Below are 14,028 nucleotides of genomic sequence, written 5' to 3' on the forward strand. Positions count from 1 at the left end.
GCCGGCCAATTGATTTGCATCTGCCGGGCGGCCTCCCGTAGAGTCGTGTTTACCGACGCGGGGTGGAGCAGCTCGGTAGCTCGCTGGGCTCATAACCCAGAGGTCGCAGGTTCAAATCCTGTCCCCGCTACTGAAGGCCCGAGGCCCGGATCCCATGGATCCGGGCCTCGAGTCGTTTCTGAACGCGAATCCGGACGCGGGGCCGGTGGCGTACGACGGCAGCGGAAGGAGGCCGGGAGCCCAGGGCTCCCGGCCTTCCTCCGTATGAGCGTGTGAACGCGTCAGGCGCCCGCGCAGTTCGGGCAGACCCCGCGGTACGTCACCTCGACCGCCGAGACCACGAAGCCGAAGCGCTCGCCGTCGGGCAGGTCGGCCAGCGGGTCGCCCGCCGGGTGGACGTCACGGATCGCACCGCACTGGGCGCAGACCAGGTGGTGGTGGGGGCGGTGGGCGTTCGGGTCGTACCGCTTGGCCCGCCGGTCCGTCGAGACTTCCAGGACCTCGCCGAGCGATACGAGCTCGCCGAGGGTGTTGTAGACCGTGGCCCGAGAGATTTCGGGCAGTTTGGCCACGGCCCGTGCGTGCACCTCGTCTGCCGTCAGGTGAACGTGGTCACCGTCGAGCACCTCGGCCACGACGCGGCGCTGGGCCGTCATGCGCCAGCCGCGTCCGCGAAGTCGTTCCAGCAGGTCACTCATACCCGCCAGCCTAACAGCGGGGAATCGGTGCAGTTCCCGAACAGATATGGACTTGGACCCTTGGTTGACTTAGACAAAGTCCAGCGTAGGATCAGTTCTGGAAGTAGCCAGGACAGGACGCACCGCAATGCCGCAGGAGGCGCACGTGACGCAGGGACCGCTCACCACGGAGGCCGGGGCTCCGGTCGCCGACAACCAGAACAGCGAGACGGCCGGCGTCGGCGGACCGGTCCTGGTCCAGGACCAGCTGCTGCTGGAGAAGCTCGCGCACTTCAACCGCGAGCGCATCCCGGAGCGCGTGGTCCACGCCCGCGGCGCCGGCGCCTACGGCACCTTCACGGTGACGGCGGACGTCACCCGGTACACCCGCGCGAAGTTCCTCTCCGAGGTCGGCAAGCAGACGGAAACGTTTCTGCGCTTCTCCACCGTCGCGGACAGCCTCGGTGGCGCCGACGCCCGCCGCGACCCCCGCGGCTGGGCGCTGAAGTTCTACACCGAAGAGGGCAACTACGACCTCGTCGGCAACAACACCCCGGTCTTCTTCATCCGGGACGCCATCAAGTTCCCCGACTTCATCCACACCCAGAAGCGCGACCCGTACACGGGCTCCCAGGAGGCGGACAACGTCTGGGACTTCTGGGGCCTGTCGCCCGAGTCCACCCACCAGGTGACCTGGCTGTTCGGCGACCGCGGCATACCGGCGTCCTACCGCCACATGAACGGCTACGGCTCGCACACGTTCCAGTGGAACAACGAGGCCGGCGAGGTCTTCTGGGTCAAGTACCACTTCAAGACCGACCAGGGCATCAAGAACCTCACCCAGGCCGAGGCCAACCGGATCGCCGGCGAGGACCCGGACTCCCACCAGCGCGACCTGCGCGAGTCCATCGAGCGCGGCGACTTCCCGACCTGGACGGTGCAGGTCCAGATCATGCCCGCCGCCGACGCGGCGGCCTACCGCTTCAACCCGTTCGACCTCACCAAGGTGTGGCCGCACGAGGACTACCCGCCGGTCGAGATCGGCAAGCTGGAGCTCAACCGCAACCCGGAGAACGTCTTCGCCGAGGTCGAGCAGAGCATCTTCTCCCCGGCGCACTTCGTCCCCGGCATCGGCCCCTCCCCGGACAAGATGCTCCAGGGCCGCCTCTTCGCCTACGGCGACGCCCACCGCTACCGCGTCGGCATCAACGCCGACCACCTGCCGGTGAACCGTCCGCACGCCACCGAGGCGCGCACCAACTCCCGCGACGGCCACCTGTACGACGGCCGCCACAAGGGGTCGAAGAACTACGAGCCCAACAGCTTCGGCGGGCCCTTCCAGACGGGCCGCCCGCTGTGGGAGCCGACCCCCGTCACCGGCGGCACGGGCAACCACGCCACCCCCTCGCACGCCGAGGACGACGACTTCGTGCAGGCGGGCAACCTCTACCGCCTCTTCTCCGAGGACGAGAAGTCCCGTCTGATCGAGAACCTGTCGGGCTTCATCGCCAAGGTCTCCCGCGACGACATCGTCGAGCGTGCGATCGGCAACTTCCGCCAGGCGGACGCCGACTTCGGCAAGCGGCTCGAAGCCGCGGTCCAGGCCCTCCGCGGCTGACACGGGCCCCTCTGCGGCTGCGCCGCCGCTCTCGCGGAGGCGGCCGCCCGCCGCAGGGGAACCACGATCGGTGGTTGCTCGCCGAGAGCCGAAGGGCCGGATCCCGTCAGGGGTCCGGCCCGACGGCCTTCTACGCGGGCACGGCCCGGCGGGCCGGCACCCAGCAGCGGATGACGTCGCGGACGGAGACGATGCCGACCGGGCCGCCGTCCTCCAGCACGATCAGGTGCCGGAACCCGCCGTGGACCATGGCCTCGGCGGCCTCCTGCACGGTCGCCTCGGGGGTGCAGAAGACGACGTTGTTCGTGGTGTGGGCGCCCACCGACTCCCGGTCGGGGTCGTGGCCGGCGCCGATCGAGTTCAGGATGTCGCGCTCGGTCAGGATGCCGACCCCGCTGTGCTCGGGGTCGAGGACGACGGCCGCGCCGACGCGCCGGCCGGACATCAGGCAGGCCGCCTGACGGAGTGTGTGGGCGGGTCCGAGGGTCAGGATCACGGTGCTCATGGCGTCGCGGACGAGCATGGAGACAGCCACCTCCTGGGGTGAGCCCCCGCCTGGGTGGGTGCGGAGCGCGAGGACTTCCACTTAGAGAAGTCGTTCACAAGCGCACAAGCGGGGGGATTTTCAGACTCCCACGGGTACGCAAAGTCATCAAGGGGGTACGCTCGGCGCGCGAGGGCGCCGGGCGCACGGGCCGTCAGGCCGTCCGGTCCAGGTACCCCAGCATCTCGTCGTGCAGCAGGCCGTTCGACGCCGCCGCGTTGCCGCCGTCCACGCCCTCCACCCCGGCCAGGCTGGTGAACCGGCCGCCCGCCTCCTGCACCACGACCGCGATCGCGGCCATGTCCCACAGGTTCAGCTCCGGTTCGGCGCACAGGTCCAGCGAGCCCTCCGCGACCATCATGTACGGCCAGAAGTCGCCGTACGCCCGCGTGCGCCAGCACGCGCGCGTCAGGTCGAGGAAGCCCGGGAGCCGGCCCTGCTCCTCCCAGCCGCTCAGCGAGGAGTAGGCGAACGAGGCGTCGTCCAGGGAGGTCACCTTCGACACCGAGATCGGACCGGCCGGCTCGCCGAGCGCGCCGCCCGCGAAGGCGCCCCCGCCCTGCGAGGCCCACCAGCGGCGGCCCAGCGCCGGCGCGGAGACCACGCCGACGACCGGGCGGAACACCCCGTCCCCCGCCTCGGCCATCAGGGAGATCAGCGTCGCCCACACGGGGACGCCGCGCACGTAGTTCTTCGTCCCGTCGATCGGGTCCACGACCCACCGGCGCGGCCCGCTGCCCTTGAGCCCGTACTCCTCGCCCAGGATCGCGTCGTCGGGCCGCGCGGCCAGGATCCCCGCCCGGACGACCTCCTCGGCGGCCTTGTCGGCCTCGCTCACCGGGGTCATGTCCGGCTTCGTCTCGACCTGGAGGTCGAGGGCGCGGAAGCGCTGCATCGTCGCGGCGTCCGCCGCGTCGGCGAGTTCGAGGGCGAGGCGCAGGTCATCGGCATACGTGGACATGGCCGAACAGTACCGAGACCGCGCGGGCCCCGCGAACGAGGTCCACAGTGCGGCCGGGACGCGCCCTTGACGGGATCTGGCGGCCCGTCAACTCTGGTGGGAGGAGCCCGGTCCGGCGAACCAGCGGGGAGGTGGCGATGCCGACGGCCCGTGAGTCCCTGCTGCAAGCGGCCGAGGCCGCGCTGGCCGCCCGGCCCTGGCCGGCGGTGAAGATGGTCGAGGTCGCGGCCGCCGCCGGAGTGTCGCGGCAGACCCTCTACAACGAGTTCGGCGGCAAGGCGGGCCTGGGCCGCGCCCTGGTGCGCCGGGCCGCCGACTGGTACCTCGACGGGGTGGAACGGGCCCTGGCCGCCCCCGCCTCGCGCGGCTCCGCCGAGCGGCTCGCGGCCGTCGCCGACTGGACGGTACGGGCGGCCCGCGCGCGGGTGCTCGTACGGGCCCTGCTCACCGGCTCCTGGGGGCCGGGGCTGCCGTCGCCGCCCCCGGCCGGGGGCCGGCAGGCGCTCGGGCCGGGGGAGCTGACCCGGGCCGCGCGCGACCGGGCCGCCGCCGCGCTGCCGCAGGAGCCGGCGCGCCGCTGCGAGCTCGCCGTACGGCTCGCGCTGTCCTACGTGGTCGCGCCGGGGGAGCCGGGCCAGGAACCGGCCGCGGCGGCGGAGCTGCTGCGGCTGCTCAGTGCGCCGAACCGGAGAGCTGGAGGCCGATGACCCCGATGATCACCAGGGTGATCGAGACGAGCTTCAGGGTGGAGACCAGGTCGCCCAGGAACACCATGCCGTAGATCGCCGTCCCGGCCGCCCCGATGCCCGTCCACACCGCGTACGCCGGGCCCACGTCCAGCTTCTTCAGCGCCAGGGTCAGCAGCCCGAAGCTGCCGAGCGCGAAGCAGGCGAAGGCGATCGTCGGCCACAGCCGGGTGAACCCGTGCGACAGCTTGAGGCAGACCGCGAAGCCCGTCTCCAGGATTCCGGCGACCACGACCAGCAGCCACGCCATGGCGTATGCCTCCCCGCGTCAGGTGACTCGGCGTCACTTGGTGCGATTATGCATTTACCAGACGGAGGTGGTGGCAAACCCCACCGGACGATCAGGCTGCCGCGGGCCGGCGGTCAGTCGCCCTCGCGGCGCTCACGGGTCTGGAGCAGCCGCCGCAGCGAGTACAGCCGCGCCGGGTCCGCGTGACCGTCCTCCACCCACTGGTCCAGCGCGCAGTCCGGCTCGTCGTGGCTGCACGCGCGCGGGCACTCCTCCGTGCCCGGCACCAGGTCCGGGAAGGCCAGGACCACCCGCGACGGGTCCACGTGGTGCAGGCCGAAGGAGCGGACCCCCGGGGTGTCGATGACCCAGCCGTCCCCGGAGGGCAGCGGCAGGGCGAGCGCCGAGGTGGTGGTGTGCCGGCCGCGGCCGGTGACCGCGTTGACGTGCCCGGTGGCCCGCTGGCGGCCCTCGCCGACCAGCGAGTTGACCAGGGTGGTCTTGCCGACGCCGGAGTGGCCGACGAAGGCGGTGATCCGGCCCTCCAGCCGCTCGCGCACCCGCGCGGCGGCGTCGCCCGTCTCCAGCTCCTCGCGGTTGGTGACCACGTAGTTCAGGCCGAAGGTCGAGTAGACCTCCAGGATCTTGTCCGCGGAGGTCAGGTCGGACTTGGTGAGCACCAGCAGCGGCTCCAGCCCGGCGTCGTACGCGGCCACCAGGCAGCGGTCGATCATCCGGGGCCGGGGCTCCGGGTCGGCCAGCGCCGTGACGATGGCCAGCTGGTCGGCGTTGGCGACGACCACCCGCTCGTACGGGTCGTCGTCGTCCGCGGTGCGCCGCAGCACGGACGCGCGCTCCTGGATCCGCACGATCCGCGCCAGGGTGTCCTTCTTGCCGGACAGGTCACCGACGAGCGACACCCGGTCGCCGACCACCGCCGCCTTGCGGCCCAGCTCGCGGGCCTTCATGGCGGTGACCTTGCGGTCCTCGACCAGGCAGGTCAGCCGGCCGCGGTCCACGGTGAGGACGAAGCCGTCGGCGGCGTCCTCGTGCTTGGGCCGGATGTTCGTCCTGGCCCGGTTGCCCTTGGGGTTCGGGCGCTGGCGGATGTCGTCCTCGTCGGTGTGCTTGCCGTACCTGCGCATGACGGGGCCCCTACGCTCCCGCTCCTGCTTCCGCTCCCGCGAGCATGTCCGTCCACATCGTCGGGAAGTCCGGCAGGGTCTTCGCGGTCGTCGCCACGTTCTCGATCTCCACGCCCGCCACGGCCAGGCCGATCACCGCGCCGGCGGTGGCCATGCGGTGGTCGTCGTAGGTGTGGAAGACACCGCCGTGCAGCCTGCGCGGGCGGATGTGCAGGCCGTCCTCGGTCTCGGTGACGTCGCCGCCGAGCTCGTTGATCTCCTTGGTGAGCGCCGCCAGGCGGTCCGTCTCGTGCAGCCGCAGGTGCGCCACCCCGCGCAGGGTGGACGGGCCGTCGGCCAGCGCCGCGACCGCCGCGATGCCCGGGGTCAGCTCGCCGACCTCGCTCAGGTCCACGTCGATGCCGTGGATCCTGCCCGTGCCGCTGAAGACCAGGCCCGCGTCGGTCAGCTCGCAGGAGCCGCCCATCGCGGTGAAGATCTCGCGCAGCGCGTCACCGGGCTGCGTGGTGCGGCGCGGCCAGTCCGGGATCGTCACCGTGCCGCCGGTGATCAGCGCCGCCGCCAGGAACGGCTGGGCGTTGGACAGGTCGGGCTCGACGACCATGTCGCGGCCGAGGAGCGCACCCGGCGACACCCGCCACACGTCCTTCTCGCCGCCCGCCTCGGGGGTGTCCACCTGGGCGCCGGCCGCCCGGAGCATCTCCACGGTCATCCGGATGTGCGGCATGGACGGCAGCTTGCCGCCCACGTGCCGCACCTCGACGCCCTGGTTGAAGCGCGGCGCGGACAGCAGCAGCGCCGAGACGAACTGCGAGGAGTTGGAGGCGTCGATCTCGACCGTGCCGCCCTCCAGGGCCCCGCCGCCCTGGACGGTCATCGGCAGCGCGCCGCGGCCGTCGTCGTCGATCCGGGCGCCGAGGGCGCGCAGGGCGGTGATGACCTGGCCGAGCGGACGCTCGTAGGAGCGCGGGTCGCCGTCGAAACGGATGTCGCCGTCGGCGAGGGTGGCCACGGGCGGCAGGAAGCGCATGACCGTGCCCGCGTTGCCCACGTCGACGGTGGCCGGGCCGTGCAGGGCGGCCGGGATGATCCGCCAGGCCTCGCCGCTGTCGCCGTCGGCGGAGCTGGAGGAGACGGTCTCCTCGATGCCGACGCCCAGCGCGCGCAGCGCGTCCGACATCAGCTGGGAGTCGCGCGAGCGCAGCGGGCGGCGCACCCAGCCCGGCTCGGCCGCGAGGGCGGCGAGCACGAGGGCGCGGTTGGTGACCGATTTGGACCCCGGCACGGTGACGGTGGCGTGGACGGCCCCGTCCGCGAGCGGAGCGGGCCAGAGGTCTTGGAGCGCGGGGGTCTCGGTCATGGCCCTTACTTTAGTGGCTCGCCACGGCCCCGGATCTGGATCGCGGCCCCGTCTCAGAGGGCGAGCAGCCACCGCCCGCCGCCGATGAGGCAGCACAGGGTGACCGTGTGGAACAGGAGCAGCCAGGCGACGGGATGGACGTGGGTGAGCCGGCCCAGCTGGTCGGCGTCCGACTCCGGCGCCGCGCCGCCCCGGCGCTGGGCCTGGAGCTCGAACACCGGCCGCACCGCGCCCAGCAGCAGGAACCACACCACCGCGTACGCGAACGCCGCCTGGACCGCCTCCGGAGCCTTCCAGGACACCAGCAGGAAGGTTCCGCCGGTCAGTACCACCGTCAGCAGCCCGTACGCGTTCCGGATCATCACCAGCATCACCAGCAGCAGCGCGGTCGCCGCCCACAGCAGCAGCGTGATCCGGTGCGCCGCCAGCAGCGCCGCCCCGCCCAGGCCCAGCAGCGCGGGCGCCGTGTAGCCGGCGGCGAGCATCAGGACCATCCCGATCCCGGTCGGCTTGCCCCAGCTGAGGGTGAGCCCGCTGGTGTCGGAGTGCAGGCGGATCCCGGTGAGCCGGCGCCCGGTCAGCAGCGCCACCAGCCCGTGGCCGCCCTCGTGCGCGATGGTGATCGCGTTCCGGGCGACGAGCCACACCGGCCGCGGAGCCACCACCGCGAGCGCGGCCAGCCCCGTCACCACCACCAGCCACCAGGGGGGCGAGGTCTGTATTCCGGAGAGCCGGTCCCAGAGGCCGGCCGTCGTGCTGCTGTCCATGGAGTGGCGGACTCCTTGCGGTCGGGGGTCGGGTCCATGGCAGTGTGTCAGCCATGTGCGGAAGGTTTGCGGCGAGTCGTACGCCCGGGGAGCTGGCGGGGATATTCGGGATCGAGCGGTGGGAGCCGAGCGAGACCCTGGCCCCCGACTGGAACGTGGCGCCGACGAAGGAGGTCCACGTCGTCCTCGACCGTCCCCTGAAAGACGCGCGGGACCCGCGTCCGGTTCGCCAGCTGCGGGTGCTGAAGTGGGGACTGGTCCCCTCCTGGGCGCAGAACCCCGACGGCGCCGCCCGGATGATCAACGCCCGGTCCGAGACCCTGCACGAGAAGCCGTCCTTCCGCCGCCCCTTCGCGCAGCGCCGCTGCATCGTCCCCGCCGACGGGTACTACGAATGGGTCACCGCCCACGAGGAGCGGCAGCTGGAGGTCGAGGGGAAGAAGAAGCGGGCCCGCAAGCAGCCCTACTTCGTGCTCCCCGCCGACGGCTCGGTCTTCGCGATGGCCGGGATCTACGAGTTCTGGCGCGACGGCACCCTGCCCGCCGACCACCCGCGGGCCTGGTGGGCCACCTGCTCGGTGATCACCGCCGAGGCCGAGACGACCCCGCTGGGGGTGGCGCCCGCCGAGGGGCCGCGCTCGCTCTCCGAGATCCACCCCCGCATGCCGCTGATGCTGACCCCGGACCGCTGGGACGCCTGGCTGGACCCCGCCCGCACCGACGAGGACGGCCTGCGGGACCTGCTGGCGCCCCCGCCCGGCGGGCTGATGCGGGCCTACCCGGTGTCCACGGCCGTGAGCAGCGTACGGAACAACGGGCCCGAGCTCCTCGCGGAGCTGGAGGCGCCCGAGGAGGCCACCCTCTTCTAGCTTCCAGCGCGCTTCCAGCTTCCAGCGCGCGGGTCACGACGCGGGCCCGGTGTTCCGCTCCGGGGCCCGCCGCCCGGCAGGATGGGCCCATGAGCACCCGTACCGAGAGCGTCGCCACCCCGGCCGGCGAGGCCCGGATCACCTGGCACACCGCCCGCGCCGCGAAGCTGGTGCTGGCCCTCGGCCACGGCGCCGGCGGCGGCATCGAGGCCCGCGACCTCCAGGCCCTGGCCGCGGACCTGCCCGCCCGGGGCGTCACCGTGGCCCTCGTCGAGCAGCCCTGGCGGGTCGCCGGGAAGAAGGTCGCGGCCGCCCCCAAGGTGCTGGACGAGGGCTGGCGGGCGCTGTGGCCCGCGCTGGAGCGCCCCGGGCTGCCGGTGGTGGCCGGCGGGCGCAGCGCCGGGGCCCGGGTGGCCTGCCGGACCGCCGCCGGTCTGGGCGCGGCCGGGGTGCTGGCGCTGGCCTTCCCGCTGCACCCGCCGGGCAGGCCCGAGAAGTCGCGGGCCGATGAGCTGCTCGGTGCCGGGCGGCCGGTCCTGGTGGTCCAGGGCGGCCGGGACCCCTTCGGGCGGCCCGGGGAGTTCCCGGATCCGGGCGCGGAGGACCCGTACGAGCTGGTGGAGGTGGACTCCGGGGACCACGGCTTCGCCGTCCCGAAGAAGGCCGCCCTGACCCAGGACGAGGCCCTGGCGGTGATCACCGGCGCGGTGGCGCCGTGGCTCGCCCGGCTCACCGGCTGAGCCCGGAACCGCCTCCGCCGCGCTCCGGCCGTGGTCCGGACCTGACAGATTCCGGAGTGACCCCGCTCACCCGCCCCCGCCCGGCCCCGGGAAATGCCGGAAACCCTTGGCGCGCCCGGGAATGCGCTGCCCGGGCCGCCTGTTGTCCCGAGTGTCGGAACGCAGGGAAAAGACGTCGGAGGAGAGGGAGCGCATGACCCAGGTCATCAGCCAGAACCGTCCGCAGGCCGCTGACCTGGACTGGACGGTGCTGCCCGCCCCCAAGCGCGGCTCGCTTCGGGCGGCGGAGGGCCGGGATGGTCGACTATTCTCCGATTCGAGCGGATCCGCTTTCGGAGCCGCCACGCTGTCGGAGGAGGTGGGTCCTGTCGCTGGGACCGACGAAGGCCAGGCGCAGGAGACGACCGCTGAGCGCAACGCGCGTTTCGAGCGGGACGCCCTCGGCTACCTCGACCAGATGTACTCCGCCGCGCTGCGCATGACGCGCAATCCGGCCGACGCCGAGGACCTGGTCCAGGAGACGTACGCGAAGGCGTACGCGTCCTTCCACCAGTTCCGCGAGGGCACCAACCTCAAGGCGTGGCTCTACCGCATTCTGACCAACACGTTCATCAACTCCTACCGCAAGAAGCAGCGTGAGCCGCAGCGCAGCGCCGCGGAGGAGATCGAGGACTGGCAGCTCGCGCGTGCCGAGTCGCACATGTCGACCGGTCTGCGTTCCGCCGAATCGCAGGCGCTCGACCACCTGCCGGATTCGGACGTGAAGGAAGCCCTCCAGGCCATTCCCGAGGAGTTCCGCATCGCGGTCTATCTTGCCGACGTAGAGGGCTTTGCGTACAAGGAGATCGCGGACATCATGGGTACACCCATCGGTACGGTCATGTCGCGACTGCACCGTGGCCGCCGTCAACTCCGCGGAATGCTGGAGGACTACGCCCGTGAGCGCGGGCTGGTCCCCGCCGGCGCGGGAGAGTCGAACGACCTGAAAGGCTCGGGCTCATGAGCTGCGGAGAGCCGCACGAGACGGAGTGCGCCGAGGTCCTGGACCATCTTTACGAGTTCCTGGACCACGAGATGCCCGACAGTGACTGCACGAAGTTCGAGACGCACTTCGGCGAGTGCAATCCCTGTCTGGAGAAGTACGGCCTGGAACAGGCCGTCAAGAAGCTGGTCAAGCGCTGCTGCGGATCGGACGACGTGCCGACCGACCTCCGCTCCAAGGTGATGGGCCGGATCGAACTGATCCGTTCGGGCCAGGCCGTGCCCGAGGGCGACATCACCGACATCACCGCGGGGCCCGCCACCGGCTGAACGCCGGGCCGGGCCGAATCACCGAACCGACGCCCCCGGAAGCCCACTTCGTTCACTCGAAGGTGCTAATCCGGGGGCGCCCGTACGGCGCAATGCGAAGATGTGCCCCGCTCCGTTCGGGGGCCGCCCTATTCTCCCCTCGCGGTACCGCTCCGATCCGGTACCCGGATTTCCCGGCCCACGGGGGAGGAGGGCGCCATGCGGGTGCTTCCGCCGACGGCGCGCGCCTGCGTCCTGGCCGCCGTACTCGCCGCCGCGGTCTGTGCCGCGCCCGCACTCCGCGCGGGAGCCGGCACGCCCTGGCCCGACGTGGCCCTGCTGGCCCTCCTCTACCTCGGGTGCGAGCTGGTCCGCACCCTCCCGCTCCCCGGCGGCCGGGTTCCCGAGGGCATCGGCTCCTTCTTCCCGGTGGTGCTCGCCGCCGTCTTCCTGCTGCCGCCCTCCGCCGCCGCGCTCGTGGCCCTGCCCGGCGGCCTCGCCCAGGGCGTCGTACGGCCCCCCGCCCGCGTGCGCCGCGTCTGGCACGCCGCCCAGCAGGCGACCGCCGCGTGGGCGGCCGGGCAGGCGTACGGGCTCCTCGGCGGCCGGCAGGCCCTCACCGGGCCGCCCGGCGCGGGACCGCGAACCGGGAGCGGGACGGAAGCGGGCCCCGCCGCCTGGGCCGCCGACTTCCCGTACGTGATGCTCCCCGCGGCCGCCGCGGCCGTCGTCTTCTGCCTCGTGCTCACCGCCCTCGACGGCGCCGTCCTGGCAGCCGCCGAAGGCCGCTCCGCCGCCACCGCCTGGCGGGGCCCGGGCGGCCTCCCCCTCGTGCCGCACCTCGTGCACGGGCTCGCCGGGCTGATGATGGCCGTCATGTGGCGCAGCCCGTACGGGGTCCCGGCCGCGCTGCTCGTCCTGCTGCCGATGTACGTCTCCTGCTGGGTCTTCGCCCAGTACCACCGCGAGCGCGCCGCGCACCGGGCCACCATCCGCGCCCTCGTCCAGGCCGTCGACATCAAGGACCGCTACACGCGCGGGCACAGCGAACGCGTCGGCCAGGCCTCCGCGATGATCGCCCGCGAGCTGGGCATGGGGGACGACCGCCTCGAAACGGTTCGGATCGCCGGGATCCTGCACGACGTAGGCAAGCTCGGCGTGCCGACCCGGCTGCTGCGCAAGGACGGGCCGCTCACCCCCGAGGAGCGCCGGATCATCGAGCTGCACCCCGAGTACGGACACGAGATGGTGCGCGGCATCGGCTTCCTCGGGGAGGCCCGGTCCGCGATCCTGCACCACCACGAGCGCGTCGACGGCTCCGGGTACCCGTACGGGCTCAGCGGCGAGCAGATCCCGGTCCTGGCCCGCGTGGTCGCGGTGGCCGACTCCTTCGACGCGATGACCTCCACCCGCTCCTACAGCCGCGCCCGGCCGGTGGCGACCGCCCTGGCGGAGCTGGAGCGCTGTGCCGGGGCCCAGTTCGACCCGGCGATGGTCCGCGCCCTGGTCACCGCCATCGGCCGGCACGGCTGGCACCCCGTGGTCACCTCGGACGAGGACCTCCAGGTCATCGCCGCCCCGCCGGCCCCCGCCGCGATGCCCTCCCAGAGCGGCGCCGCGCCCGGCCCGCCGGGCCCGGGCGGGTCCGGGACGGACCGGGCCGCCGGCCCGGCGGCCCGGTCCGGGAGCGGCCGGTGAGGGCCCTCGCCGTGTGGACCGTACGCGCCGCCGCCGGCGCCCTCACCGCCGCCGGACTGGGCCACACCCTGTGGACCGGCGTCGTCGAACCCGGCACCGCCCTCGCCTTCGGCACCCTGATCACCCTCGGCGAGCTCGCCCGCCGCGACCCCGGTGGGCCCCGGAACCGCCGCGACCGCTGCGACGCCCGCGACGCGCCCGGACAGCACCCCGCCGGGCACCGCCAGCCCGCACCGCTCGGCTCCGCCGGAGCCCTCGCGTACGCCCTCCTCGGGCAGCACGCCGGACACCCCACCCACCACGGGGTGCTCCAGACCGTCGCCGTCGTCGTCGCAGCCGCCCTCGCCGGGATCGTCCCGCACGTCGCCCGGGGCCACGGCCCGGCCCTGGACCACGTGGCCCGCCGCGTCCTCACCGTGGCCTTCGCCGCAGCCTGCTTCCAGCCGCTCCACCACTCCGGGCGGCTCGGCGACCGGCTCGGGCAGGGCCCTTACCTGGTCCTGTTCCTGCTGCTCCTGCTCGGCCTCACCGCCCTGTGCGACGCCGTGCTCGCCGCCGCCTCCGCCTGGGCCCGCACCGGCTGGCCGTACGGGCCCCTGCTCCGCGACGAGCTGCGGGCCCTGCCCGGCACCGGCTCGGCCGTCTGCGCCACCGGGGTCGTCATGGCCCTCGGCGTGGCCGTGGCGGGCCTGTGGGCCCTGCCGGTCTTCTGCGTGCCGCTGCTGCTGACCCAGCTGTCCGTCCACCGGATCACCGCCGTGCGCACCACCTACCGCCAGACCATCACCTCCCTCGCCCGGGCCACCGAGATCGCCGGGTACACCGCGCCCGGGCACGCCCGCCGCGTCGCCGCCCTGAGCTGCGCGGTCGGCCGCGAGCTGGGCCTGTCGGAGCGGGAGCTCACGGTGCTGGAGTACGCCGCGCTGATGCACGACATCGGGCAGCTCTCGCTCGTCGACCCCGTCCCGGCCGGGGCCACCGCCGGGCTGCCCGCCGCCGAGGCCCGCCGGATCGCCGAGCTGGGCGGCGAGGTGGCCCGCCAGACCGGGGTGCCGGCGGAGGTCGCGGTGATCGTGGAACGTCAGGCGGACCCGTACCGCGAGCAGCCCGTCGCCGCCCGGATCGTGCGCGCCGTCAACGCGTACGACGACCTGGCGGCGGGCGGCCGTCACCCGGGCGGCCCACTGGCCGCGCTGGAACAGCTGCGCCTGGGTACGGGGCGCGACTACCAGCCGGAGGTCGTGGAGTGCTTGGCGAGGGTTCTGGCCAGGGGCGGACGCGGCCGAGTCGTACCCGTTCCGCCGGGGTAACCCATGGGTAATGAGCGGCTGTCCGAGCGGGCATGGTTGGATGCAGTAGGAGTGTCCGTGAGGGTGTCCGCAAG

Annotated in this window: 15 protein-coding genes and 1 tRNA gene; 9 read left to right on the forward strand and 7 right to left on the reverse strand. The window is 73.3% G+C overall.

Features of this window, described 5'->3' with window-relative positions; all coding sequences use genetic code 11:
- Positions 1–56: 56 nt before the first annotated feature.
- Positions 57–130 (forward strand) — tRNA-Met (locus tag AC069X_RS02620).
- Between the two features lie 151 nt (positions 131–281).
- Here the strand turns inward: AC069X_RS02620 and AC069X_RS02625 are convergent.
- The gene (locus tag AC069X_RS02625) at positions 282–698 is read right to left on the reverse strand and encodes a Fur family transcriptional regulator (RefSeq protein ID WP_478724276.1); all 417 of its coding nucleotides are present in this window, start codon (positions 696–698) and stop codon (positions 282–284) included.
- A gap of 127 nt (positions 699–825) precedes the next feature.
- Between AC069X_RS02625 and AC069X_RS02630 the strand changes: the two genes are divergently transcribed.
- Positions 826–2,295 (forward strand): catalase, encoded by a 1,470-nt coding sequence (locus AC069X_RS02630; RefSeq protein WP_478724278.1) that lies wholly within the window; start codon positions 826–828, stop codon positions 2,293–2,295.
- 130 nt (positions 2,296–2,425) lie between these two features.
- On the opposite strand, the gene AC069X_RS02635 is transcribed toward AC069X_RS02630, so the two are convergent.
- Entirely contained in the window at positions 2,426–2,818 is a 393-nt protein-coding gene (locus tag AC069X_RS02635) for a CBS domain-containing protein (protein ID WP_478724279.1), read from the reverse strand.
- 175 nt (positions 2,819–2,993) lie between these two features.
- The gene (hisN, locus tag AC069X_RS02640) at positions 2,994–3,800 is read right to left on the reverse strand and encodes a histidinol-phosphatase (protein WP_478724281.1); all 807 of its coding nucleotides are present in this window, start codon (positions 3,798–3,800) and stop codon (positions 2,994–2,996) included.
- 137 nt (positions 3,801–3,937) lie between these two features.
- Here hisN and AC069X_RS02645 point away from each other — a divergent pair, with 137 nt between their 5' ends.
- Positions 3,938–4,507, forward strand: coding sequence for a TetR/AcrR family transcriptional regulator (locus AC069X_RS02645; RefSeq protein ID WP_478724283.1), 570 nt, complete (start codon positions 3,938–3,940; stop codon positions 4,505–4,507).
- Here the strand turns inward: AC069X_RS02645 and AC069X_RS02650 are convergent.
- The 4 genes from AC069X_RS02650 to AC069X_RS02665 form a co-directional block, all read right to left on the reverse strand.
- A complete protein-coding gene (locus AC069X_RS02650) occupies positions 4,473–4,796 on the reverse strand; it encodes a DMT family transporter (protein ID WP_388933858.1) in 324 nt (107 codons plus the stop codon). The genes AC069X_RS02645 and AC069X_RS02650 overlap by 35 nt on opposite strands.
- A gap of 113 nt (positions 4,797–4,909) precedes the next feature.
- Positions 4,910–5,920, reverse strand: coding sequence for a ribosome small subunit-dependent GTPase A (gene rsgA, locus AC069X_RS02655; protein ID WP_478724285.1), 1,011 nt, complete (start codon positions 5,918–5,920; stop codon positions 4,910–4,912).
- A gap of 10 nt (positions 5,921–5,930) precedes the next feature.
- A complete protein-coding gene (aroA, locus tag AC069X_RS02660) occupies positions 5,931–7,280 on the reverse strand; it encodes a 3-phosphoshikimate 1-carboxyvinyltransferase (protein ID WP_478724287.1) in 1,350 nt (449 codons plus the stop codon).
- 53 nt (positions 7,281–7,333) lie between these two features.
- Positions 7,334–8,047: a M50 family metallopeptidase gene (locus AC069X_RS02665; protein WP_478724289.1), complete on the reverse strand. Its 714-nt coding sequence runs from the start codon at positions 8,045–8,047 to the stop codon at positions 7,334–7,336.
- Between the two features lie 53 nt (positions 8,048–8,100).
- Between AC069X_RS02665 and AC069X_RS02670 the strand changes: the two genes are divergently transcribed.
- The 6 genes from AC069X_RS02670 to AC069X_RS02695 all read left to right on the forward strand — a co-directional run bounded on the left by AC069X_RS02670 (position 8,101) and on the right by AC069X_RS02695 (position 13,954).
- Positions 8,101–8,916 (forward strand): SOS response-associated peptidase, encoded by an 816-nt coding sequence (locus AC069X_RS02670; protein ID WP_478724291.1) that lies wholly within the window; start codon positions 8,101–8,103, stop codon positions 8,914–8,916.
- Positions 8,917–9,005: 89 nt separating this feature from the next.
- Positions 9,006–9,656: an alpha/beta hydrolase family protein gene (locus AC069X_RS02675; RefSeq protein WP_478724293.1), complete on the forward strand. Its 651-nt coding sequence runs from the start codon at positions 9,006–9,008 to the stop codon at positions 9,654–9,656.
- 358 nt (positions 9,657–10,014) lie between these two features.
- Entirely contained in the window at positions 10,015–10,659 is a 645-nt protein-coding gene (locus tag AC069X_RS02680; RefSeq protein ID WP_007266438.1) for a sigma-70 family RNA polymerase sigma factor, read from the forward strand.
- The gene (gene rsrA / locus AC069X_RS02685) at positions 10,656–10,967 is read left to right on the forward strand and encodes a mycothiol system anti-sigma-R factor (RefSeq protein ID WP_478724295.1); all 312 of its coding nucleotides are present in this window, start codon (positions 10,656–10,658) and stop codon (positions 10,965–10,967) included. Before AC069X_RS02680 ends, rsrA begins: the two co-directional genes overlap by 4 nt.
- 198 nt (positions 10,968–11,165) lie before the next feature.
- Positions 11,166–12,644, forward strand: coding sequence for an HD-GYP domain-containing protein (locus tag AC069X_RS02690; RefSeq protein WP_478724296.1), 1,479 nt, complete (start codon positions 11,166–11,168; stop codon positions 12,642–12,644).
- The gene (locus AC069X_RS02695; RefSeq protein WP_478724298.1) at positions 12,641–13,954 is read left to right on the forward strand and encodes an HD-GYP domain-containing protein; all 1,314 of its coding nucleotides are present in this window, start codon (positions 12,641–12,643) and stop codon (positions 13,952–13,954) included. The genes AC069X_RS02690 and AC069X_RS02695 overlap by 4 nt, the downstream gene beginning before the upstream one ends.
- Positions 13,955–14,028: the final 74 nt, after the last annotated feature.

The organism is Streptomyces sp. NPDC043896, assembly GCF_056435605.1.